The organism is Streptomyces sp. NPDC014676 (assembly GCF_043084105.1).
Classification (GTDB): Bacteria; Actinomycetota; Actinomycetes; order Streptomycetales; family Streptomycetaceae; genus Streptomyces.
Window position 1 is genome coordinate 122044 of sequence record NZ_JBIBZI010000011.1, and the last position, 22471, is coordinate 144514.

Sequence of the window (22471 nt, forward strand, 5' to 3'; positions counted from 1 at the left end):
GTACAGGCCTTCCGCGGCCTACTGTTGAGATGTGCGCCTGCCGTGCCCAGCCGCGGTCGGAGCAACCCCGTACTCGTGAGGGGTCCGGGGTAAGGGCTTTCCACCGCGGAGCCGCTGAGAGTCGTCGGGCATCGGGCCGCGTGGCGTGGGCACCGCCGGCTGGGAGAGGGACGGGAATGGAACCGACCGAGAGCGCCGCCCCGGCCTCACGGCCGCGCCTGCGCCGCATGGCGGTCGCATGGCTGCGCGGCCGTGAGGACGGGCGGCCCGCGGGGCGGCCGGGCGCACAGGGGCGCACCGGGGCGCGTACCGCGGACGCGCGCGGGACGGACACGCGCGGCGTCGGGCAGCGGGCCGCCGGGCACGGTCCCGGGCTGGCCGAGTTGTCCGAGGCGGACGCGGAACGGCACCCGTCCTGGCCCGCGTTGCCCACGGCGGTCGTCGCCGCGGCCGGTTTCGTGCTGGGCGCCGGCTTCCTGCGGGCGTTCACCGGAGGGCACGCGCTCTTCCCGTCCGGCACCGTCGGCTGGTCGCTGGCGGTGCTGACCGGAATCATCGTCGGTCATCTGGTGATGCTGGGCCGCTCCCGGTGGTGGGGCGGTACGGGTTCCGGCGCCGCCCTCACTCTCGCGGTGCTGCTGTCGTACGGGTGGGTTCCGGCCGGGATGGTCAGCCTCACCGTCGTCGTGCTGGTCGGCATAGCCCGGCGGGGCCGCTGGCGGCAGGGCGTGCTGCACGGTGCGGTGGACCTGCTCGGCATCGGCGCCGGGGCGCTGGTGCTGGCCGCGTTCGGCTGGGTGCCGTCCGTCGAGTCGCCGTCGGCCCCGGACACCTGGACGCCGTACACCGCCCCGGGGGTGGTGCTGGTCGCCGCGGTCTATCTCGCGGTCACCCGCGGTCTGCTGTGGTACCTGCACACCCCCCGCGCGGGGCTGCCCACCGTGGCCCGTACCGCGCTGGCCCGGCAGGGTCTCGTCGCTGTCGCCCTGCTCGGCATAGCGCCGCTGGTGTGTGTGGTCGCCGACGCCAAACCGGTGCTGCTGCCCCTGTTCTCCATTCCGCTGATCGCCCTCGACTCCACGCTGTGGATAGCCCGCGCGCGGGCCGAGGAGCAGCTGCGCGATCCGCTGACCGGACTGCCGAACCGGCAGTGGCTGCTGGAGCGCATCTGGACCGCGCTGGACGACGCGGAGCGGATCGACGCCCGCGCCGCGCTCATGCTGATCGACCTGGACCGGTTCCGGTCGGTCAACGACACCCTCGGGCATCTCGCCGGTGACCGGCTGCTGCTGCAGATAGCCGACCGGCTCAGACTCGCCCTGCCGCGCGGAGCGGAGGCCGCGCGGCTCGGCGGTGACGAGTTCGCCGTCTTACTGCCCGTCGCCGAATCCACGACGGCCGCCACCCGCGTCGCCCGCTCCCTCGTCGCCGCCCTCAGCTCCCCGCTCGACCTCGACGGGCTCACCCTCGTCCTGGAGGCGAGTGCGGGGGTCGCCGTCTTTCCCGACCACGCGGACGACGCGGAGGGGCTGTTGCGGCGGGCGGACGTGGCGATGTACCAGGCCAAGCGGGACCGTACGGGGGTCGAGGCGTACGAGTCCAAGCGGGACTCCAACACCCCTGACCGGCTGGGGCTGCTGGGGGATCTGCGGCGGGCGCTGGACGCCCGGGAGGTCGAGCTCCACTACCAGCCGAAGGTGCGCTTCGACGGGCAGGTCGCGGGGCTCGAGGCGCTGGTGCGGTGGGTGCATCCGGAGCGGGGGAAGGTGCCGCCGGACGAGTTCATAGCGATCGCCGAGTCGTCCGGGCTGATGCCGCACCTCACCGAGTACGTGCTGGAGACCGCGCTGGGGCAGGTCGCGCGGTGGCGGGCCCAGGGGCTGTTCGTGCCGGTCGCCGTGAACGTGTCCCCGCGCGACGTCCATGCGGCCGGTTTCGCGGGGTCCGTGGCGGCGCGGCTGGCCCGGCACGGGGTGCCGGCGGGGGCGCTGCAGCTGGAGATCACCGAGCATGTGCTGCTGGAGGACCCGCAGCGTGCGGCCGACACGCTGAACGCGTTGACCGGGCACGGGGTGAAGATGTCGCTGGACGACTTCGGTACGGGGTACTCGTCGCTGGTGCATCTGCGGCGGCTGCCGGTGAGTGAGCTGAAGATCGACCGGTCGTTCGTGGCCCGGCTGGCCGTGGACACCGAGGACGCGGAGATCGTGCGGTGCACCATCGATCTGGCGCATTCGCTGGGGCTGCTCGTCGTCGCGGAGGGGGTGGAGGACGACGAGACGTGGGAGCGGTTGCGCGATCTTCGCTGTGACGCGGTGCAGGGCTGGCTGGTGGCGGCGGCGATGCCGCCGGACGAGACCACGGCCTGGCTCCTCGCCCGCGGCTCCCGCGGCTGGCAACGCCCGGCCGCCGCGCTCCCGGCCGCGACGACCACGGCCGACGAATAGCCCAACCCCACCTTCGGCCCGCACCAGCACGGGGCATCGCACAAGACGCCGGGCTGCGAAGCCATCCCGCCCGGCGGCGACGAGGGGCGCTGCCCGCCGCTCCCGCCGCGGGCGGGGAAACGCCGCGCGACGTCCGGCAGGGCGGGCCCCCGGGAAAGGGTTTCACGGGCACGGCTCCCCGCCCCATAGGATTGGCCCCAAACCACACACACTCACCCCAGAGGATCGCTGCATGCCTGGCATCACGCGCGAGGAGGTCGCCCACCTCGCCCGGCTGGCGCGTCTGGAGCTGAAGCCCGAAGAGCTCGACCACTTCGCGGGCCAGCTCGACGACATCATCGGCGCGGTCGCCCGCGTCAGCGAGGTCGCCGACCAAGACGTACCGCCGACCTCCCACCCGCTCCCGCTGACGAACGTCATGCGACCGGACGAGGTCCGTCCCTCGCTCACCCCCGAGCAGGCGCTCTCCGGCGCCCCGGCCCAGGAGCAGCAGCGTTTCAAGGTGCCGCAGATCCTGGGGGAGGAGTAACCCGCCATGAGCGATCACATCATCAGGCTCACCGCCGCCGAGACCGCCGAGAAGATCGCCTCCGGTGAGCTCACGGCCGTAGAGGTCACCGAGGCGCACCTGGCCCGCATCGAGGCCGTCGACGAGAAGGTGCACGCCTTCCTGCACGTCGACCGCGAGGGCGCCCTGGCACAGGCACGCGCCGTCGACGAGAAGCGGGCCAAGGGGGAGAAGCTCGGTCCGCTGGCCGGCGTTCCCCTCGCCCTCAAGGACATCTTCACCACCGAGGGCATCCCGACCACCGTCGGTTCCAAGATCCTCGAGGGCTGGATCCCGCCGTACGACGCGACGCTCACCAAGCGGCTGAAGGCCGCCGACGTCGTCATCCTCGGCAAGACCAACATGGACGAGTTCGCCATGGGGTCCAGCACCGAGAACAGCGCCTACGGGCCGACCGGCAACCCGTGGGACCTCACCAGGATCCCGGGCGGGTCCGGCGGCGGGTCCTCCGCCGCACTCGCCGCGCACATGGCGCCGCTCGCCATCGGCACCGACACCGGCGGTTCCATCCGCCAGCCGGCCGCCGTCACCGGCACCGTCGGTGTGAAGCCGACGTACGGTGCCGTCTCCCGGTACGGCATGGTCGCCTTCTCCAGCTCCCTGGACCAGGGCGGTCCCTGTGCCCGTACGGTCCTGGACGCCGCCCTGCTGCACGAGGTGATCGCCGGGCACGACCCGATGGACTCCACCTCCATCGACGCCCCGGTCCCGCCGGTCGTCGAGGCCGCCCGCAACGGCTCGGTCGCCGGCATGCGCGTCGGCGTCGTCAAGCAGTTCCGCGGCGAGGGGTACCAGGCCGGTGTCGTCCAGCGGTTCGACGAGTCCGTCGAGCTGCTGAAGGAGCTGGGCGCCGAGGTCGTCGAGCTGGACTGCCCCTCCTTCGACCTGGCGCTCTCCGCGTACTACCTGATCGCGCCCTCCGAGTGCTCCTCCAACCTCGCCCGCTTCGACGGCCTGCGCTACGGCCTGCGGACCGGCGACGACGGCTCGCACTCCGCCGAGGAGGTCACCTCGCTCACCCGTGAGGCCGGCTTCGGCGACGAGGTCAAGCGCCGCATCATGCTCGGTACGTACGCCCTGTCGAGCGGCTACTACGACGCGTACTACGGCAGCGCCCAGAAGGTCCGCACCCTCATCAAGCAGGAGTTCGAGCGGGCCTTCGAGCAGGTCGACGTGATCGTCTCCCCGACGACCCCGACCACCGCCTTCGCGATCGGCGAGCGTGCCGACGACCCGATGGCGATGTACCTCGCCGACCTGTGCACCATCCCCACCAACCTGGCGGGCAACGCGGCCATGTCGCTGCCCTGCGGCCTCGCCCCCGAGGACAACCTGCCGGTGGGTCTGCAGATCATCGCCCCCGCCATGAAGGACGACCGGCTCTACAAGGTCGGCGCCGCCGTCGAGGCCGCCTTCGTGGAAAAGTGGGGCCACCCGCTGATCGAGGAGGCACCGTCGCTGTGAGCGCACTGTCCAAGGCCAAGGGCTTCAAGAGCTCCAAGTCCGGTCTGTACGTCTCCATGGCCACCTCGGCGTTCGGCGCCGTCGGTGTGTACAAGCAGATCAAGAAGGCGCGTGGCGAGAGCGACACGCTGCGGCTGCTCGACGCCGTCGTCACCGGTGCCGCGGTCGTCACCAACCTCGCCATCCTCTACCGCGAGCTGAAGCGCCTCGGCGACGACGACGTCCTGCTGGGCTGAGAGGGAAGTTTCACCGTGACCACCACGACTGACCTGGTGTCGTACGAGGACGCACTCGCGTCGTACGACCCCGTCATGGGCCTCGAGGTCCATGTCGAACTCGGCACCCGGACCAAGATGTTCTGCGGCTGCTCGACGGCGCTGGGCGCCGACCCGAACACCCAGACCTGCCCCGTCTGCCTCGGCATGCCCGGCGCGCTCCCGGTCGTCAACGCGACCGGCGTCGAGTCGGCGATCAAGATCGGTCTCGCGCTGAACTGCGAGATCGCCGAGTGGTGCCGCTTCGCCCGGAAGAACTACTTCTATCCGGACATGCCGAAGAACTTCCAGACCTCCCAGTACGACGAGCCGATCGCCTTCGACGGCTACCTCGACGTGCAGCTGGAGGACGGGGAGACCTTCCGCGTGCAGATCGAGCGCGCCCACATGGAGGAGGACACCGGCAAGTCCACGCACGTGGGCGGCGCCACCGGCCGTATCCACGGCGCGTCCCACTCCCTGCTGGACTACAACCGCGCCGGCATCCCGCTGATCGAGATCGTCACCAAGCCGATCGAGGGAGCGGGCGAGCGGGCCCCCGAGGTCGCGCGGGCCTACGTCCGTGAGCTGCGCGAGCTCATCCGTGCCCTCGGCGTGTCCGAGGCCCGCATGGAAATGGGCCAGATGCGCTGCGACGTGAACCTGTCGCTGCGCCCCCACGGCACCGAGAAGTTCGGCACCCGCAGCGAGACGAAGAACGTCAACTCGCTGCGGTCCGTGGAGCGTGCCGCCCGGTTCGAGATCCAGCGCCACGCGGCGGTGCTCTCCTCGGGTGGCACGATCATCCAGGAGACCCGGCACTTCCACGAGGACACGGGGTCCACGACCTCGGGCCGCGTGAAGGAGGAGGCCGAGGACTACCGGTACTTCCCGGAGCCCGACCTGGTGCCGGTCGCCCCGTCCCGCGAGTGGGTCGAGGAGATCCGTTCCGCCCTGCCCGAGCTGCCGCTGGTGCGCCGCAACCGACTCCGCGAGGAGTGGGGGATCTCCGGCACCGACATGCAGTCCATCCTCAACGCCGGCGCGCTGGACCCGATCGTCGCCACGATCGACGCCGGTGCCGACGCGGCCTCCGCCCGCAAGTGGTGGATGGGTGAGCTGGCCCGCGCCGCCAACGAGTCGGGCAAGGGCCTCGACGAACTGGCGATCACCCCGGAGCAGGTGGCCCGGGTCGCCGAGCTGGTCGTGAAGGGCGATCTGAACGACAAGCTGGCCCGTCAGGTCATCGAGGGCGTCCTCGCCGGTGAGGGCACCCCGGACGAGGTGGTCGACAAGCGCGGTCTGAAGGTCGTCTCCGACGAGGGTGCCCTGGGCACCGCCGTCGACGAGGCCATCGCCGGCAACCCGGGCATCGCGGACAAGATCCGCGGTGGCAAGGTGGCCGCGGCCGGTGCCCTGGTCGGCGCGGTCATGAAGGCCACACGCGGGCAGGCCGACGCGGCCCGCGTGAAGGAGCTGATCCTGCAGAAGCTGGGCGTCGACGAGGGCTGACCGGCGAAGACGGTCAAGAGGAGGGGGCGCGTCGTTTCGATGCGCCCCCTCGCTCATGAGGTCATGCCGTCACGCGGTCAGACGCGGCGGCCCACCACGCGCGCGAAGCCCAGCGTGCGGCCCCGGTCCGTGCGCAGCATCTCCGCGCTCTCCCGGCTCATCCGCACGTGGAACTCCTCCGTGCTCTCCTCGGCGACGACGTCGCACCAGAGCAGCCACTCACGCCAGCCGTCCTCCAGCCAGTCGGCCGTCTCCACGTCCACGGCCCCGCTGCGGGTCCAGTGGCGGCGCCACCAGGCGGGGCTGTGGAAGCACCAGAACGCGGGGTCCCAGTACGGCTTCATGTGCTCCGGCGGTTCGGTGCCCTCGATCTCCTCGGGCATCGACGGGACGACGACCCCGATCCGCCCGCCGGGCTTCAGCAGCCGGGTCAGCGTCGGCAGGTAGAGATCGTCGGTACCGAAGTACTGGTACGCGTCGACGGAGACGATCGCGTCGAAGCTCTCCTGACCGAAGGGCAGGTCGTGGGCCTCCGCGAGGACCGGGAACACCCGGTCGGCGACGCCCGCCTCAGCGATGCGGCGCGCGTTGTCGTCCGGCTTGATCCACAGGTCGGCCGCGGTGACCTGGACGTCGTACTCCCTGGCCAGGAAGACCGACGTCATGGCGCGTCCGCAGCCCAGGTCGAGCACGCGGGCGCCGGGGCGCAGGGTGTCGAGGCCGAGGGCCGGGGTGAGCCACTCCAGCAGCCACAGCGCGTGCGGGCCCATCCCGTTCTCGATGGTCCAGCGGGCGTCGTAGGCGCTGCTGCGGGGGTACCGGGGCAGGGTGAGGCGGCTAGCGAGGTCGTCGTGCGGGGTGTTCGATGTGATGTCCGACATCGGTGAACGGGCTCCTTGGGGCCGTGAAGGGGGAAAGGGTCGCGTCGGAGATCGGGCGGACAAGCATCAAAGCACCTGCTTCGGTCGGCGGCGGGCTGCCGTGGAGCGTCGGAGCGGCGGACGATAGCAGCCGGTCCCGACCCCCGCATCCGGGTTTCCGGGCCGCGGACGCTACGCTCCCGCGCCATGAGTGGACGTGCCGATTCCGACGACTCGACCGCGGACGTCCGGGCGGAGGACACCGAGCAGGGCGACGAGGCCTCGCGGGAGGTGCGGCGCGCCCGGTGGGTCGCGGCCGGTGCCGGTGCCGTACTCGCCCTCGCGGGTGCGGCCGCCGCTCTGCTCCGTCTCGCGGGTTCCGCGCCGGCCCTCGTCCCCGTCGCGTACGCCTGCGGGGCCGCCGTCTGCGCCCTCGCCGTGGTGCTGGGCTCCCGGGGGCGGACCCGCAGAGCGCTGTGGCTGCTGGTCGCGGGGCTCATGACCATGGCGCTGGGGGACCAGTTCGACTGAGCGGTGCCGCCGCTCGCACAGATGTGAACGGAGATGTGAACAAGGACACGAAAGCGACAAACGATCAGTTGTTCCTGCAAGGGTGGCCAGTGCGTAGCTCATGCGTTCTTTGCGGGATGTTCGGTCCGTGTACGGCTGTTCCCGGTCAAAGATCCACACCTCAGTCACTCCGGGAGCACGTTCCGTGGCAGCCCTCGCACGCTGGTGTGTCCGACGCCGTCTGATCACCGTTCTGCTCTGGCTTCTCGCCCTCGGCGGTGTCTCCGCCGGAGCCTTCGCCGCAGGCTCCGCCTACTCGAACGACTACGAGGTGCCCGGCACCGAGTCGGGGCGGGCCGCCCGGCTGCTGGAGGAGGGCTTCCCCGGCCTCGGCGGCGACAGCGACACCGTGGTCTGGCACACCCCGTCCGGCAGCGTCCGGGACCCCGGCGTCGAGCAGGCCATGACCCGCACCCTGGACCGGATCGGGGACCTGCCCGGCGTGGCCGCCGTGAGCGGTCCCTACGATGGCCAGGGGGCCGGCCGGATCAGCGCGGACGGCCGCACCGCCTACGCCACGGTCACCTTCGACGACCGGTCCGAGGACATCGACGCGGGCGAGACCGCCGCCGTGGTGGAGACGGCCGAGGCCGCCCGGACCGACGGGCTCCGGGTCGAGCTGAGCGGCAGCGCCGTCGCGCTCGGTGAGTCCTCCGGCGGGCACACGGCCGAGATCGCCGGCGTGGCCGTCGCCGCCGTCGTCCTCTTCCTCGCCTTCGGCTCGCTCGCCGCCGCGCTGCTGCCCATCGCCACCGCCCTGGTCGGCGTCGGCACCGCCTACGCCGGGATCGTGCTCCTCGGGCACGTCATGACCGTCGCCGACTTCGCCCCCATGCTCGGCATGCTGGTCGGGCTCGGCGTCGGCATCGACTACGCGCTGTTCATCGTGACCCGGCACCGGCGCGGACTGAAGCGCGGCCTCACCGTCACCGAGGCCGCCGCGGGCGCCGTCGCCACCACCGGGCGGGCGGTCGTCTTCGCGGGCGCCACCGTCTGCATCGCCCTGCTGGGCATGCTGATCCTCCGGCTGGACTTCCTCAACGGCGTCGCCGTCGCGGCCTCGCTCACCGTCGTCCTGACCGTCGCCGCCTCCGTCACCCTGCTGCCGGCCCTGCTGAAGTACATCGGCATGCGTGCGCTCAGCCGCCGGGAGCGGCGCCGGCTGGCCGAGCACGGGCCCGAGCCGGAGCTGCCGACCGGGTTCGCCGCCCGCTGGTCGGCGTTCGTGGAGCGCCACCCCAAGCCGCTCGGCGCGGTCGCGGTCGTCGTCATGGCCGTCCTCGCGCTGCCCACCCTCTCCCTCCACCTGGGCACCTCCGACCAGGGCAACGACCCCGAGACGTCCACCACCCGCCAGGCCTACGACCTCCTCGCCGACGGCTTCGGCCCCGGCGTGAACGGCCCCCTCACCCTCGTCACCCCCGTCGACGGCGCCGGGGACCGGCTCGCCCTGGACAACCTCGACACCACCCTGCGCGCGACCGAGGGCGTCGCGTCGGTGTCGCCCGCGGCCTACGGCGCGGGCGGCGACACCGCGTACCTCACCGTCGTACCGGAGTCGTCCCCGCAGTCGGAGCGGACCAGTGACCTGGTCGACCGGCTGCGCGACGACGTGCTGCCGCGGGCCGAGTCGGGCACCTCGCTCGATGTGCACGTCGGCGGTGTGACGGCCGGATACGACGACTTCGCCGACGTCATCGTCGACAAGCTGCCCCTCTTCGTCGGCGTCGTGATCGGCCTGGGCTGTCTGCTGCTCCTGCTCGCCTTCCGGTCCATGGCCATCCCGCTGAAGGCCGCCGCGATGAACGTGGCCGCCGTCGCCGCCGCCTTCGGCGTCGTCGTCGCGGTCTTCCAGTGGGGCTGGGGCAGCGAACCGCTCGGCCTCGGCAGCGCGGGCCCCATCGAGCCCTTCCTGCCCGTGATCATGGTGTCGGTCCTCTTCGGGCTCTCCATGGACTACCAGGTCTTCCTGGTCAGCCGGATGTACGAGGAGTGGCTGGAGACCGGAGACAACCGGCGCGCCGTCCGCGTCGGCCTCGCGGAGACCAGCCGGGTGATCAACTCCGCCGCCGTGATCATGATCTCGGTCTTCCTCGCCTTCGTCCTCACCGGCGACCGGGTGATCGCCATGTTCGGCATCGCGCTCGCCGCGGCCGTCGCCCTCGACGCCTTCGTCCTGCGCACCCTGCTCGTCCCCGCCCTCATGCACCTCCTTGGCGGCGCCAACTGGTGGCTGCCGCGCTCGCTGGACCGGATCCTGCCGCGCATCAGCATCGAGCCGCCCGAGGCCCGGACCGCCCATGAGAGGCTGGCCGCCGCCACGGACGCCGAGGCGGCGGACGTGCTGGCCGAGGAGGAGCAGCAGCGGGATGTACGCGATACGACTGGGTGACGACGGAGCCGAACTGCGCCCCCTGGAGCCCTGGCACGCCGAGGAGTTCCTGGCCCATCTGGACCGGGGCCGGGAGTTCATCAACCGGTACGTCCCCTTCGGCTCCCGGGCCACGGACGTGGCCGGCGCCCGGGAGGTGCTGCGGCGGTACGCCGACTGGCGTGCCGCCGACACCGCCTCGCTGCACGGGCTGTGGCTGGACGGCACGCTCGTGGGCGGGGTGCTCACCCTGAACTTCGACGCCGGGAACGGCACCTGCGAGGTCGGCTGCTGGCTGGAGCCCGCCGCCACCGGGCGCGGGCTCGTCACCCGCGCGATGCGGGTGCTCATCGACTGGGCCGTCGAGCAGCGCGGCATCCACCGGGTCGAATGGGTCGCGGCGGCCGGCAACGAGCCGAGCGTCAGCGTCGCCCGCCGGCTCGGCATGACCCGTGACGGTGTGCGCCGCGAGGCCCATCTCCACCACGGGGTGCGCCACGACCTGGAGGTGTGGTCCGTGCTGGCCCCCGAGTGGCGCGCGGCGCGCGACGATCATTAAGCGGACTCTCAGAGAGCGTCCGTACGGTGCGGAGCATGGGAACCAGGACAGTGGACGAGACCGGGGCCGGCACCGAGCACGACGAGACGGCGGTGGACGCCACGGAGCCCGACGACGTCGACGTCGACACCGACGTCGTGGAGACCGAACCCGCGGTGGACAAGGAGGAGGGCCCCTCCGGTGTCGGACAGGGCGCCGCCGCGGTCGTCTCCGCGGCGCTCGGCCTCGTCTCGCTCACCGGTGGCTGGCTGGGCACGGTGGCCGCCGCCCGCGAGACCCTCATGGGCCAGCTGGAGACGGCCGCGGACGCGGGCGTCGCCACGCAGGTCAAGGAGGTGTACGGCGACGCCTGGCACACCAGCGCGCTGTGGGCCGGCCTGTTCGCGCTGACCGCGCTGATCATGGGCGTGGCGGTGCTGGCGCGGCCCGCGTTCGGGACACCCGGCCGTACGGTCCAGGCGCCCTGGACCAAGTCGGTCGCCTGGGCGGGTGTGTCGCTCGGTGCCACCGGGCTGCTGCTGGCGGTCCTGAAGTACACCGACGTACTGCTGGGACTGCCGGCCACCGGCTGACGTACGTCCGTGAGGGGGTCTCCGGGCGCCGGAGACCCCCTCACGCGTGTCTCAGGAGGCCGGCACCGCGCGTGCCTCGGCGATGACGGCCGCCGGCTCCTCGGCCTCCGGCGCGGTGAGGGGCGTCAGCGGCGGGCGGACCGGTCCGGCTCTGGGTGAGGGGCGGGAGTGGTGGAGTCAGCGGTCGGGAGAGGGAGCGCGCACCACGTCGGTGAGCGCGTCCCCCCGCTCCAGCCGGTCGGTGTTCTTGGCGATCCCGGTCGCGCGAGCGGCGAAGGTGTCGGCCGTGTGGCCCGGGTGGTGCGGGGTCATCAGTACGTCACCCTCGCGCGGGTACCGCTCGGGCTGGAACGGCCCGACGCGGGCACGGTCCGGTACGACGGTGTCGACCCGTTCGCCCTGCGCGCCAAGGAGCTGCTGAACGGGCGGCGGCGCGTCCAGACGGTCTTCCAGGACCCCTTCGCCTCGCTCAACGCACGTATGTCGGCTGCCGATCTGATGGGTGAGCCCTGGCATACCCACCGGGACGTCGTGCCCGGCGCCAAGGCGCGCGATAAGCGGATCCGTGAACTGCTGTCCCTGACCGGCTCGCTGATGAGCCTGGTCGCGCTGGGTGCGGCGGGGGCGGTGGGCGCGCACACGTTCCAGCGCACGGTGCTGCTCGCGCCGGCGGCGGTCGCCGGTGCGGCGGGGCTGGTGGCGCAGCAACTGAGGGCTCAGGCGGCCTAAGTACCTTCTAAGGCCCCGCCCCGGCCGGAAGATACGGAACCCTCCCGATGTGGCGGACCCGCCTGGGAGACGAAGGTGGAGTCATCGCAGAGAGCGATGACCGACACCGAATCCTCCGGGGGAACACACCATGTTCGAGTACGCCCTTTACCGACTCCGCCACGACGACCTCGTCCGTCAGGGGGAGGAGCGCCGCCTGGCCCGGGAAGCCGCCCGACTCCGCCGCACCGCCCGCCGCACCACCCGGAACACCGAGGCGGAAAGCCATCCCCGCCGCCACTGGTTCGCCCGAGCCGCATGACCACGGACCGGCGACGGCACGGCGACCGGCCACCCCCTCCCTCACCACGGTCAGTCGCGCCGCCACCCCGTCGCTCCCGTGGGCGGACGTGCCGCCACCCCCGCCCACAACAAAAACCGGTGACCCCTTGCCGGAAGGTCATGCGATGCTCAGGACCGTGGAGACCAAGTCCATCAGTCCCGTGTTCGTGGGTCGCGGCACCGAGCTCGACACACTGAACACCGCCCTCACCCGAGCCGCCACCGAGCCCCAGGCCCTGCTCATCGCAGGCGAGGCCGGTGTGGGGAAGACCCGCCTCGTGGAGGAGTTCGCCGCCGCGGCCCGCCGCCGCGGCGCGATCGTCGCCCTCGGCGGCTGCGTGGAGATCGGCGCCGACGGCCTCCCCTTCGCTCCCTTCTCCACCGCCCTGCGCCAGCTCCGCCGCGAACTGCCCGACCAGCTCGCCGCCGCCGCCTCCGGCCAGGAGGAGGAACTCGCCCGCCTGCTCCCCGAGGTCGGCCCCGCCGCCCGCGAGGTCCGCCGCGACGAGCAGGGCATGGCCCGCCTCTTCGAGCTCACCGCCCGCCTGCTGGAGCGCGTCACCGCCGACCACACCGTCGTCCTCGCCCTGGAGGACCTGCACTGGGCCGACGCCTCCACCCGCCACCTGCTCGCCTACCTGTTCCGCACCCTGCGCACCGGCCGCCTCGTCGTCCTCGCCACCTACCGCTCCGACGACATCCACCGCCGCCACCCCCTGCGCCCCCTCCTCGCCGAACTCGACCGGCTCCGCACGGTCCAGCGCGTCGAACTCGGCCGCCTCAACCGCGAGGAGGTCGGCCGGCAGATAGCCGGCATCATCGCCCGCGAACCCGACCCCGACCGCGTCGACGACATCTTCGAACGCTCCGACGGCAACGCCTTCTTCGTCGAGGAGCTCGCCGTCGCCTCCGACGAGGGCTGCTGCACCGGCCTCACCGACTCCCTGCGCGACCTCCTCCTCGTCAGGGTCGAGGGCCTGCCGGAGAGCGCCCAGAGGGTCGCCCGGATCGTCGCCGAGGGCGGCTCCACCGTCGAGGACCGGCTGCTGGCCGCCGTCGCCCGGCTCACCGAGGACGACCTCATCGAGGCCCTGCGAGCCGGCGTCAACGCCGGCATCCTCACCCCCGCACCCGACCGCGACGGCTACCGCTTCCGCCACTCCCTGGTCCGCGAGGCCGTCAGCGACGACCTGCTGCCCGGTGAACGCTCCCGTCTCAACCGCCGCTACGCCGAGGCCCTGGAGGCCGACCCCACCCTGGTCCCCGCCGACGAGCGGGTGACCCGCCTGGCCAGCTACTGGTACCACGCCCACGACGCGGCCAAGGCCCTGCCCGCCGTCCTCGACGCCTCCGTCGAAGCCCGCCGGCGCCACGCCTATTCCGAGCAACTGGACCTGCTGGAACGGGCGATGGAGCTGTGGGACGCCGTCCCCGACGCCGTACGGGCCACCCTGCGCCCCCTCGACCACGCCGAGGTCTACCCTCCCCCACTGCCTGAAGGGCGTGGGGGGACCCCCAGTGGCTGCGACCCCGGGACGGCACCGCTGCGCTACCTCGACCTGATGGCCGAGGCCGCCGTCGCCGGACGCCTCTGCGGGGAACGCGAACGCTCGATGAAGATCACCAAGCGGGCGCTGCGCCTCCTCGACGAGGACCCGGACCCCCTGCGCGCCGCCTGGTTCTGGGTACAGCGCTCCCGGCTCACCCAGGCCCTCGCCCGCGGCGACGGCTGGACCGAACTCGGCACCGCACAGGACCTGGTGCGCGGACTGCCGCCGTCCGAGGTGCACGCCGAGGTGCTCGCCTCCGCCGCCGGCTGGTCCATGCTGCACGACCCCGGCCCGGACGCCATGGCCGCCGCCGAACGCGCCGTCGAGTACGCCCGCATGGTCGGCGCCCACGACATCGAGCTCAACGCCCGGCTCACCCTCGGCGGCCTCATGGTCGACGCCGGTGACATCGCCACCGGACTCGCCGAGATGTACGAGGTCAAGGACCGGGCGACCGAACTGGGCATGGACATGGTGGTGGCCCGCGCCTATGTGAACCTCCCGTCCGTCCTCGAAGGCGTCGGCCGCTCCGAGGAGGCCGCCGGGCTCCTCCACGAAGGCGTCCACGTCACCCGCAGGCTCGGACTGCTGGACTCCGAGGGCTGGGTGTGGGGCAATCTCGCCGAGTCCCTCCACACCCTCGGCCGCTGGGACGAGGCGGCCCGCGCCGCGGCCAACGCCCAGCGCCTCGAACAGAGCGCCAAGCCCCGCGCGGGGGGCTCGATGCGCCTGGCGTACCTCGCGTACGACCGCGGGGACATGGCCGAGGCGGCCCGCCGGCTCGCCGACGCCCGCACCTTCTTCGGCACGCACGACCCGATGCCGCAGTACGCCCTCCCCATGAAGTGGGTCGCCCTCGGCATCGCCGCCGCCGAGGGCCGCCTGGCCGACGCCCGCGCCGAGTTGCTGGACGCCCTCGACACCGGCCTCCCGCCCGGCACCCAGCGCTACGGCTGGCCCCTGCTGCTCGCCGCCACCACCGCGGAGGCCGACGCCCACGGCGCCCTGGCGACCGAGCCCGGCCGCCCGGAGATCCTGGACCGGATCCGCGCGGCGGCCAGGACCCTGACGACCGGCGTGCCCGTATGGCAGGCGTACGACCTGTGGCTGCGCGCCGAGCTGCTGCGCGCCGAGGGCAGGACCGCGCCGGACGCGTGGTCCGCGGCCGTCACGGCGGTCGAGCCACTGGAGCGGCCCTACGACCTCGCACGCGTCCGGTTCCGGCTCGCCGAGGCGCTGCTCGCCACCGGCGCGGGCGACGACGAGCGCGCCCGTGCCACGGAACTGCTGCGGCTGGTGACCGCCGTCGCCGACCACCTCGGCGCCGCACCACTGGCCCGGTCCGCCATGCTGCTGGCGCAGCGCGCCCGCCTCGCACTGTCCCCCGCCACTCGCGAGCCGGCCCCCGCCGCCCCGGCCGACGCGCTCGGCCTCACCAGCCGCGAGCGCGACGTCCTGCGCCTGGTGGCCGCCGGCCACACCAACCGCCGTATCGCCGAGGCACTCTTCATCTCCCCGAAGACGGCCAGCGTCCACGTCTCCAACATCCTCGCCAAGCTGGGCGTCTCCGGGCGGGGAGAGGCGGCGGCGGTGGCGCACCGGCTCGGTCTGTTCGCGGCGGAGACGGGTGAACGGCTGGCGGCGGGACAATAGGTGTGCGACCCACTCGTCCCTGGAAAGGGGAGCGATGTTCAACGCTTTCGAGGAACTGTTCGCCCCCGGCCGTAAACACACCCGCGATGAGCAGAACCGCCTGGAGCTGACCCGGGAGGACGTCGGCGACGCCGACCCCGGACGCGGGCCGATAGACCTCGCGTCCGGAAAGGTCACCGTGCGCCCGCCGGCCGTCCCGGAGGAGGAACCCGACGAGACGTGAGCGCCGCTCAGCTCACCTCCAGCTCCAGGATCCGGTCGTCGTCCTCCTTCGGATCGCCGCGCCCGTCCGTGTTGCTGGTGACCAGCCAGAGCTTGTTGCCGCTCGCCGGGGCCACCGTGCGCAGGCGGCCGTACTCGTCCTCCAGGAAGGCCTCCGGTTCCGCCGAGGCCTCCGTGCCCTTCAGGGGTATGCGCCACAACCGCTCGCCGCCCAGGCCGGCCATCCAGATCGAGCCCTCGGCGTAGGCGATGCCGCTGGGGGAGGCCTCGTCCGTGGTCCACTGGTCGACCGGGTCGTGGAAGCCGCTGTCGTCCGACTCGCCCTCCGCCTCCGGCCAGCCGTAGTTGTCGCCCGGCTTGATCGCGTTCAGCTCGTCCCAGGTGTCCTGGCCGAACTCCGAGGCGAACAGTCGCTGTCCGGTGTCCCAGGCCAGCCCCTGCACATTGCGGTGGCCGTACGAGTACACCGGGGAGTCGGGGAACGGGTTGCCCGGGGCCGGCTCGCCCTCCGGGGTCAGCCGCAGGATCTTGCCGCCCAGGGACTCCTTGTCCTGGGACAGACCCGTGTCACCGCTCTCGCCCGTGCCCGCGTACAGCATCCTGTCCGGGCCGAAGGCGATCCGGCCGCCGTTGTGGATCTCGCCCTTGGGGACGCCCCGGAAGACCGTGTCCGGCGCGCCGAGCTGCTCACCGGCCGGTTTCTCCTCGTCGTAGATCATGCGGACGATGCGGTTGTCGGAGGCCGAGGTGAAGTACGCGTAGATCATGCGGTCCGAGGCGTACTCGGGGGAGAGGGCGATGCCGAGCAGGCCGCCCTCGCCGGACGGCGACACCCCGGGCACCTCGCCCAGCTCGGTCTTCTCACCGGTCCTGCCGTCGACCCGGGTGATCGTCGCCTCGTCCCGGGAGGAGACCAGCAGGTCGCCGTCGGCCAGCGGGGCCAGGCCCCAGGGGGTGCTCAGGCCCGTGGCCACCGTGCGGACCACCTTCACCGAGCCCTTCGCGGGCGGCGTCTCCTCCGCGCTCCCCTCCGACGACGACCTCGTCGCCGTACCGCTCGGGGTGGCGCCGGCGTCCGAGCCGCCCGGCGGTCCCCCGTCGTCGGAGGAGCAGCCGGCGGTCAGCAGGAGCGCGGCGGCGGCCAGTACGGCCGTCACGGCTCGTCGTTGCACGATCTCGTCCCTTCGACGCGGCGGGTCCTACCTGTCATACACCGCTCGTGCCTCCGAAGTTCCCGATCGCGGAACCCCGAACCGCGAGACCGCCGCCGGTCCGCCGGTCAGTCCCACGAACCCTGCGCCGCGGGCAGCTCCGCGATCTCCGCGAGGTCGCGCTCCGTCAGGCGCAGGCCCGCAGCGGCCGCGTTCGCCACGGCCCACCGCTCCCGCTTGGTACCGGGGACCGGGATCACCTGGCGGCCCCGGCCCAGCACCCAGGCCAGCGCCACCTGCGCCGGGGTGACGTGCCCGCCGTGCCGGCGGGCGACGCGGCGCAGGCCGGCCACGATGGGCTGGTTCGCGGCCATCATCTCGGCCGTGAAGCGGGGGTGCCGGGCGCGCAGGTCGTCCGCCTCGAAGCCCACGCCGGGCGTCAGCGTCCCGGTCAGGAAGCCGTTGCCCAGCGGCATCGCCGCCAGGAAGCCGATCCCCCGCGACGCGCACCACGGCAGCAGCGCCCGCAGCGCCTCCGGCGACCACACCGACAGCTCCGCCTCCACCGCGCTCACCGGAAAGACCTGCTGCACCCGCTCCAGCTGCCGGATCGTCACGTCGTACAGCCGCGCCCCCGGCCGCCGCGCCGAACGCGCCCCCACCGCGCACAGCCCCAACGCCCGGACCTTTCCCGCCCGCACGAGCTCCGCCATCGCACCCCAGGTCTCCTCGACCGGGACCTCCGGGTCGGCGCGGTGCAGCTGGTAGAGGTCGATGACATCGGTCTGGAGCCGGCGCAGCGACGCGTCGCAGGCCCTTCTCACGTAGCCGGGGCGGCCGTTGGCCACGATGTGCTGATCGCCCACCAGCAGTCCGACCTTCGTGGACACGAAGGCGTCGGACCGCCGCTCCTTCAACACCCGCCCGAGCAGCAGCTCGTTGGTGAAGGGACCGTACATGTCGGCGGTGTCGAGGAGCGTCGAGCCCGCGTCCAGCGCCCGGTGCACCGCCCTGAGCGACTCCTCGCCGCGCTGCCGGGACGTGCTGTAGCCCCAGCTCATCGGCATGCACCCGAGTCCGACGGCCCCCACCGCGAGTGCCCCCGCGCCGATCGTCCTGCGCTCCACCTGGTCGTGACCCTCCCTCTCCGGCCCCCAACCTAACCTCTGCCCTCCCGCACTCCTGAACTAGCCTCCGGACCATGAACGCTGCTGACGTATGGCTTCCCATTCCGCCGGACGAGATCGCGGGCCTTCCCGAAGGGCCGCACTACCGTTTCTGGGACGGCGGTGAGGAGTTCCCCGCCGACCCGGCCGACTGCGTCTTCTACGTCGTGCCGTACATGAAGCCCGCCGGGGTCGGTGTGCGGCCGATGCCCCTGATGCGCTCCGTCCGCGTCGTGCAGACCCTGTCGGCCGGCACCGACCACGTGGAGCCCGGTCTGAGGCACCTGCCCGCCGGCGTACGGCTGTGCAACGCGCGCGGTGTGCACGAGGCCAGCACCGCCGAGCTCACGCTCGCGCTGATCCTGGCCTCCCTGCGGGGCATCCCCGATTTCGTGCGGGCGCAGGACAAGGGGGAGTGGCGCGGCGGGTTCCGGCCCGCGCTCGCCGACAAGAACGTGCTCATCGTGGGGTACGGCTCGATCGGCGCGGCCATCGAGGACCGGCTCGTTCCGTTCGAGCTCGCGCGGGTGGCGCGCGTCGCGCGCTCCGCACGCACCACGGAGCGCGGGCCGGTGCACCCGCTCATCGAACTGCCCGCTCTGCTCCCGGAGGCGGACGTCGTCGTCCTCTCCACGCCGCTGACCGAGACCACCCGGCACCTCGTGGACGCCGGATTCCTGGCCCGGATGAAGGACGGCGCCCTGCTGGTGAACGTGGCCCGCGGCGGCGTCGTCGACACCAAGGCGCTGCTCACGGAGCTGGAGAGCGGCCGCATCACCGCGGCCCTCGACGTCACCGACCCCGAACCGCTGCCCTCGGAACATCCCCTGTGGCGGGCGCCGGGCGTCCTCATCAGCCCGCACGTCGGCGGACCCACCTCCGCCTTCCGGCCGCGTGCCGAGCGGTTGCTGGTCAATCAGTTGCGCCGTTATCTGAACCAGGAGGAACCCGACAACGTGGTTCTGGCGACGGGAGCGGGGGAGCCGTAGTCCACTTCGAGTACCGTCCGCGTTTCTCCGGGCGCGTTGGGTACTCATATATCGATTGATCGTTACGGAGCGTAGAGAACCTATGTCCCTGAGTGACGATACTGGTGTATCGTCCCGACAGGGGCCGCGCCGCTGACCATCGGCGCGGGGGCAGGGCACTGCGGACAGTGAGGGGGGCGACGGGCGATGCACGGCCTATGGACGAGCGATCCGACGCGGCGGAGCCGTCGGCGACGACCGTGGCGCACAGCAGCGCGCTGCCGCGGCCACCACATCCGGTGCGGTGGCCCTCATGACGGTCCCGACCGCCACCCTCACCGGCACGGCGGCCGCAGAAGGCACGCCCACCCGGTGCACCGGCGGCGAAGGGAGTGCTGTCCGGATCATGCCGGGGGCACGGGACCCGGCACGCACCCCCTCACCGCCCGAAGGGGCGTGGGCGGCGCCCCCGGCATGATCCGGACGACACCCCCCGAGGGCCCGGGAACGGAGCGGACCGGGAGGTACCGGTGAGTGCGCCCACCCCCACCTCCACGCTCGACGGAGCGCTGCGGCAACAGCCCGCGCCGACGGCGCCGGCGGCCGGCGCACCGGCCGTCGGCCGTCGGCCTGGTCCGGCCGCCCAACTCGTTCTCGCCCTGGTCTGCGCGGCCTACGCAGTCGGCGCCGCGTTCGGCTGGGGGTCGGAACAACTCGCTTTGATCATGGGCGACTTCGGACTGAGCGCCGCGGCCGGTGCCGCCGCCGTGTCCTGTTTCGTCTACGCCCGCAGCCCCCGCACCCGGTTTCGGCCCGCCTGGCTGCTGTTCGGCCTCTCCTCGGCCATGGCCTCCCTGGGCAACCTGGTCTGGGGGTGGTACGAGGTCGTCCTCGGGCTTCCCGTGCCCAGCCCCAGCTCGGCGGACCTGTTCTTCCTGTGCTTCGCGCCGCCCGCCATCGTGGGACTGCTGGTGCTCGCCAAACGGCCCGCGAACAAGGCCGGCTGGGTCTGTCTCGCCCTGGACGCCTGGCTGATCGGCGGTTCCCTGCTCACCCTCGCGTGGAGCCTCGCGCTCGCCCAGGCCGCGCGGGCCGAGGGGCCGGGCGTCGCGCACACCGCGCTGTCACTGGCGTACCCGCTGCTCGACATCGCCCTGGTCAGCATGGTGCTCGCGTTGCACTTCCGGCGCTCGGCGGTCAACCGGTCCGCGGTCAACACCGCGATCGGCGCGCTCGCGCTGACCGTCATGTGCGACGCCCTGTTCACCTCCCCGCTGCTGCACGCCGACTACCGCTCGGGACAACTCCTCGACGCGGGCTGGTTCGCCGGCTCGCTGCTCCTGGCGTACGCCCCCTGGACCGCGCCCCGCGACGGACGGCCCGAGCGGGAGGGGCACACGCGTGTGGTCCGCGAGCACCTGCCCGGACGGTACGGCACTCCGGACCACCATCACGGCCCGCCGCCCGGCGAGCACACCCGGTACCCGCTCTCCCGGCCTATCACCGGTTCCCTCGCCGCGCTCACGCCGTACCTCGCCGCGGCCGTATGCACCCTGGGGATCCTCTACAACGTCCTCAACGGCCGCAGCGTCGACCGCGTCGTGCTGCTCACCGGGGGCACGGTGGTGCTCGCACTCGTCGTGCGCCAGGGCATCATGCTCCTCGACAACATCACCCTCACCCAGGAACTGGCGCAGAAGGAGAACCACTTCCGCTCCCTGGTGCAGGGCTCCAGCGACGTCATCATGATCGCCGCCCCCAGCGGCATCCTCCGCTACGTCTCCCCGGCCGCCGCCGGGGTGTACGGCAGGCCCGCGGAGGAGCTGGAGGGAACCGAACTGGCCGGTCTCATCCACCCGGAGGACCTGGGGTGCGTCGTGCACGAGGTGCGCCGCTTCCTCGCCGCCAGCCCGGTCGAGGAACCCACCACCCGCATCGAGTGCCGCTTCCGCTCCGGCGACGGCGGCTGGCTGAACGTCGAGTCGACCGTCAACCGGCACCACGGCGGCCTGATCTTCAACAGCCGTGACGTGACCGAACGGGTGCGGCTCCAGGCGCAGCTCCAGCACAACGCGGAGCACGACCCGCTCACCGACCTGCCCAACCGCGCCCTGTTCACCCGGCGCGTCCAGCAGGCCCTGTCCGGCCGCCGCGCCTCGGACCGCGGGGCCGCCCTCAGAGGCACGGCGGTGCTCTTCATCGACCTCGACGGCTTCAAGGGCGTCAACGACACCATCGGGCACCAGGCCGGGGACGAGCTCCTCGTCCAGGCCGCCCGCAGACTCCAGGACGCGGTCCGCAAGGGCGACACCGCCTCCCGGCTGGGCGGCGACGAGTTCGCGGCCCTGATCGTCGGCGACGGCGTCCGCGACCGGGACGCCCGCGAGCGGCACATCGTCGAGCTCGCCGACCGGCTGAGAGCGACCCTCTCCCAGCCCTACGCCATCGACGGCAACGATGTCCGGGTCAACGCCTCCATCGGCGTGGCCTTCGCCGAACCCGGCCTCGGCGCGGGCGAACTGCTGCGCAACGCCGACCTCGCCATGTACCGGGCCAAGGCCGCCGGCAAGGGCCGGGTGGAGCTGTACAAGCCGCAGATGCAGCAGGACGTGGTGCGCAGGGCGGAGCTGGCCACCCGGCTGCGCGCGGCGCTGCACCACGGCGAGTTCGCCCTGCTGCACCAGCCGGTGGTGTGCCTGGAGGACGGCCGGATCACCTCGGTCTGCGCCCAGGCGCGCTGGCGCTCCTCCCAGGGGGTGCTGTTCACCCCCGCGGAGTTCCTGCGCGTGGCCGAGGACAGCGAGAAGACCGCCGAGCTGGGCCGCTGGGTGCTGGAGGAGGCCGTCGAACAGGCCGCCGAACGGCACATGACCGGTCTGCCCGTGCCGGTGGCCGTCCGGCTGAGCGCGCACCGGCTCCTCGACCGGTCGCTGCCCCTGGGCTCGATCGAGGCCCTGCTGACCCGGCACGGGCTGCCGTCCGGCTCCCTGATCGTCGAGCTGGCCGACACCGACCCCGGGGTGTCGCTCGACGAGCTGGAGCGCCGGCTGACCGTGCTCAAGCGGCTCGGCGTCCGGATCGCGCTCGACGGCTTCGGCAGCGGATCCGCGGCGATCACGGCCCTCAGGCGGCTCCCCGTCGACGTGCTCAAGCTCGACCGGGGCCTGGTCGACGGCGTGGTGGAGTCCGCGCGGCTGCACAAGATCACCAGCGGGCTGCTGCGGATCGCCTCCGACCTCGGTCTGCAGTCCGTCGCCGGCGGCGTGGACCTGCCCGAGCAGGTCGCGGCCCTGCGCGCGATGGGCTGCACGCACGGGCAGGGCAAGGCCTTCTCCGGGCCGCTGGACGAGTACCGGCTGCGCAGGGCGCTGGCCGCCGGGCACTACCCGGTACCGCCCGGACCGGCCGAACCCGTGTTCGTCGGCGGGGGCTCCGGGGTGTACTCCACCGGAGCGACCGCCGTACTCCAGGGCGGTACGGCACTGCGTTCACATCATGAGACTCCCGTCCCACCCACTTGACAGTGGGTGTGCG

19 protein-coding genes are annotated in these 22471 nt (G+C 72.7%); 15 read left to right on the top strand and 4 right to left on the bottom strand.

Annotation, left to right across the window (positions count from 1 at the left end; translation table 11 throughout):
- The first annotated feature begins 176 nt into the window (after positions 1 to 176).
- The 5 genes from ACF1DX_RS27625 to gatB all read left to right on the top strand — a co-directional run bounded on the left by ACF1DX_RS27625 (position 177) and on the right by gatB (position 6245).
- Entirely contained in the window at positions 177 to 2447 is a 2271-nt protein-coding gene (locus ACF1DX_RS27625) for a putative bifunctional diguanylate cyclase/phosphodiesterase (RefSeq protein WP_391793851.1), read from the top strand.
- A gap of 232 nt (positions 2448 to 2679) precedes the next feature.
- On the top strand, positions 2680 to 2976 hold the full coding sequence (gatC, locus tag ACF1DX_RS27630) for an Asp-tRNA(Asn)/Glu-tRNA(Gln) amidotransferase subunit GatC (RefSeq protein ID WP_004925108.1): 297 nt from the start codon (positions 2680 to 2682) through the stop codon (positions 2974 to 2976).
- Between the two features lie 6 nt (positions 2977 to 2982).
- Positions 2983 to 4479: an Asp-tRNA(Asn)/Glu-tRNA(Gln) amidotransferase subunit GatA gene (gene gatA, locus ACF1DX_RS27635; protein WP_391793852.1), complete on the top strand. Its 1497-nt coding sequence runs from the start codon at positions 2983 to 2985 to the stop codon at positions 4477 to 4479.
- Positions 4476 to 4715, top strand: coding sequence for a hypothetical protein (locus ACF1DX_RS27640; protein ID WP_361738770.1), 240 nt, complete (start codon positions 4476 to 4478; stop codon positions 4713 to 4715). Before gatA ends, ACF1DX_RS27640 begins: the two co-directional genes overlap by 4 nt.
- 15 nt (positions 4716 to 4730) lie before the next feature.
- A complete protein-coding gene (gatB, locus tag ACF1DX_RS27645; RefSeq protein WP_391793853.1) occupies positions 4731 to 6245 on the top strand; it encodes an Asp-tRNA(Asn)/Glu-tRNA(Gln) amidotransferase subunit GatB in 1515 nt (504 codons plus the stop codon).
- A 77-nt stretch (positions 6246 to 6322) separates the two neighbouring features.
- Here the strand turns inward: gatB and ACF1DX_RS27650 are convergent, their stop codons facing one another.
- Positions 6323 to 7126 carry an SAM-dependent methyltransferase gene (locus ACF1DX_RS27650; protein WP_391793854.1) on the bottom strand — a complete coding sequence of 268 codons (804 nt, stop codon included), beginning with the start codon at positions 7124 to 7126 and terminating at the stop codon, positions 6323 to 6325.
- A gap of 186 nt (positions 7127 to 7312) precedes the next feature.
- Here ACF1DX_RS27650 and ACF1DX_RS27655 point away from each other — a divergent pair, with 186 nt between their 5' ends.
- The 4 genes from ACF1DX_RS27655 to ACF1DX_RS27670 all read left to right on the top strand — a co-directional run bounded on the left by ACF1DX_RS27655 (position 7313) and on the right by ACF1DX_RS27670 (position 11177).
- Positions 7313 to 7636, top strand: a complete 324-nt coding sequence (locus ACF1DX_RS27655; RefSeq protein WP_391793855.1) for a hypothetical protein — start codon at positions 7313 to 7315, stop codon at positions 7634 to 7636.
- Positions 7637 to 7820: 184 nt separating this feature from the next.
- Positions 7821 to 10067 carry an MMPL family transporter gene (locus ACF1DX_RS27660; RefSeq protein WP_391793856.1) on the top strand — a complete coding sequence of 749 codons (2247 nt, stop codon included), beginning with the start codon at positions 7821 to 7823 and terminating at the stop codon, positions 10065 to 10067.
- Positions 10045 to 10605, top strand: a complete 561-nt coding sequence (locus ACF1DX_RS27665) for a GNAT family N-acetyltransferase (RefSeq protein WP_391793857.1) — start codon at positions 10045 to 10047, stop codon at positions 10603 to 10605. The genes ACF1DX_RS27660 and ACF1DX_RS27665 overlap by 23 nt, the downstream gene beginning before the upstream one ends.
- A 35-nt stretch (positions 10606 to 10640) precedes the next feature.
- Entirely contained in the window at positions 10641 to 11177 is a 537-nt protein-coding gene (locus tag ACF1DX_RS27670) for a hypothetical protein (protein ID WP_391793858.1), read from the top strand.
- Between the two features lie 177 nt (positions 11178 to 11354).
- Here ACF1DX_RS27670 and ACF1DX_RS27675 read toward each other — a convergent pair whose 3' ends face one another.
- Positions 11355 to 11489, bottom strand: a complete 135-nt coding sequence (locus ACF1DX_RS27675; RefSeq protein ID WP_391793859.1) for a hypothetical protein — start codon at positions 11487 to 11489, stop codon at positions 11355 to 11357.
- Between ACF1DX_RS27675 and ACF1DX_RS27680 the strand changes: the two genes are divergently transcribed.
- The 4 genes from ACF1DX_RS27680 (at position 11475) to ACF1DX_RS27695 (ending at position 15653) form a co-directional block, all read left to right on the top strand.
- The gene (locus ACF1DX_RS27680; protein WP_391793860.1) at positions 11475 to 11906 is read left to right on the top strand and encodes a hypothetical protein; all 432 of its coding nucleotides are present in this window, start codon (positions 11475 to 11477) and stop codon (positions 11904 to 11906) included. The genes ACF1DX_RS27675 and ACF1DX_RS27680 overlap by 15 nt on opposite strands.
- 130 nt (positions 11907 to 12036) lie before the next feature.
- Entirely contained in the window at positions 12037 to 12207 is a 171-nt protein-coding gene (locus ACF1DX_RS27685) for a hypothetical protein (protein ID WP_391793861.1), read from the top strand.
- A 145-nt stretch (positions 12208 to 12352) separates the two neighbouring features.
- On the top strand, positions 12353 to 15430 hold the full coding sequence (locus ACF1DX_RS27690) for an AAA family ATPase (RefSeq protein WP_391793862.1): 3078 nt from the start codon (positions 12353 to 12355) through the stop codon (positions 15428 to 15430).
- 34 nt (positions 15431 to 15464) lie between these two features.
- Positions 15465 to 15653: a DUF6191 domain-containing protein gene (locus ACF1DX_RS27695; RefSeq protein ID WP_385052299.1), complete on the top strand. Its 189-nt coding sequence runs from the start codon at positions 15465 to 15467 to the stop codon at positions 15651 to 15653.
- Between the two features lie 7 nt (positions 15654 to 15660).
- Here ACF1DX_RS27695 and ACF1DX_RS27700 read toward each other — a convergent pair whose 3' ends face one another.
- Positions 15661 to 16824 carry a PQQ-dependent sugar dehydrogenase gene (locus tag ACF1DX_RS27700; RefSeq protein WP_391793863.1) on the bottom strand — a complete coding sequence of 388 codons (1164 nt, stop codon included), beginning with the start codon at positions 16822 to 16824 and terminating at the stop codon, positions 15661 to 15663.
- Positions 16825 to 16931: 107 nt separating this feature from the next.
- A complete protein-coding gene (locus ACF1DX_RS27705; protein ID WP_391793864.1) occupies positions 16932 to 17930 on the bottom strand; it encodes an aldo/keto reductase in 999 nt (332 codons plus the stop codon).
- A gap of 74 nt (positions 17931 to 18004) precedes the next feature.
- Between ACF1DX_RS27705 and ACF1DX_RS27710 the strand changes: the two genes are divergently transcribed.
- Together ACF1DX_RS27710 and ACF1DX_RS27715 are read left to right on the top strand one after the other, a co-directional pair.
- Positions 18005 to 18958: a 2-hydroxyacid dehydrogenase gene (locus ACF1DX_RS27710; protein WP_391793865.1), complete on the top strand. Its 954-nt coding sequence runs from the start codon at positions 18005 to 18007 to the stop codon at positions 18956 to 18958.
- Positions 18959 to 19467: 509 nt separating this feature from the next.
- On the top strand, positions 19468 to 22458 hold the full coding sequence (locus ACF1DX_RS27715) for a putative bifunctional diguanylate cyclase/phosphodiesterase (RefSeq protein ID WP_391793866.1): 2991 nt from the start codon (positions 19468 to 19470) through the stop codon (positions 22456 to 22458).
- The last annotated feature ends 13 nt before the right edge of the window (positions 22459 to 22471 follow it).

What these genes read in the sequence shown, in the direction of transcription:
- ACF1DX_RS27625 (WP_391793851.1), top strand. Translation starts at nt 177, where the DNA reads ATGGAACCGACCGAGAGCGCCGCCCCGGCCTCACGGCCGCGCCTGCGC.
- gatC (WP_004925108.1), top strand. Translation starts at nt 2,680, where the DNA reads ATGCCTGGCATCACGCGCGAGGAGGTCGCCCACCTCGCCCGGCTGGCG.
- gatA (WP_391793852.1), top strand. Translation starts at nt 2,983, where the DNA reads ATGAGCGATCACATCATCAGGCTCACCGCCGCCGAGACCGCCGAGAAG.
- ACF1DX_RS27650 (WP_391793854.1), bottom strand. Translation starts at nt 7,126, where the DNA reads ATGTCGGACATCACATCGAACACCCCGCACGACGACCTCGCTAGCCGC.
- ACF1DX_RS27655 (WP_391793855.1), top strand. Translation starts at nt 7,313, where the DNA reads ATGAGTGGACGTGCCGATTCCGACGACTCGACCGCGGACGTCCGGGCG.
- ACF1DX_RS27665 (WP_391793857.1), top strand. Translation starts at nt 10,045, where the DNA reads ATGTACGCGATACGACTGGGTGACGACGGAGCCGAACTGCGCCCCCTG.
- ACF1DX_RS27670 (WP_391793858.1), top strand. Translation starts at nt 10,641, where the DNA reads ATGGGAACCAGGACAGTGGACGAGACCGGGGCCGGCACCGAGCACGAC.
- ACF1DX_RS27675 (WP_391793859.1), bottom strand. Translation starts at nt 11,489, where the DNA reads ATGACCCCGCACCACCCGGGCCACACGGCCGACACCTTCGCCGCTCGC.
- ACF1DX_RS27685 (WP_391793861.1), top strand. Translation starts at nt 12,037, where the DNA reads ATGTTCGAGTACGCCCTTTACCGACTCCGCCACGACGACCTCGTCCGT.
- ACF1DX_RS27690 (WP_391793862.1), top strand. Translation starts at nt 12,353, where the DNA reads ATGCTCAGGACCGTGGAGACCAAGTCCATCAGTCCCGTGTTCGTGGGT.
- ACF1DX_RS27695 (WP_385052299.1), top strand. Translation starts at nt 15,465, where the DNA reads ATGTTCAACGCTTTCGAGGAACTGTTCGCCCCCGGCCGTAAACACACC.
- ACF1DX_RS27710 (WP_391793865.1), top strand. Translation starts at nt 18,005, where the DNA reads ATGAACGCTGCTGACGTATGGCTTCCCATTCCGCCGGACGAGATCGCG.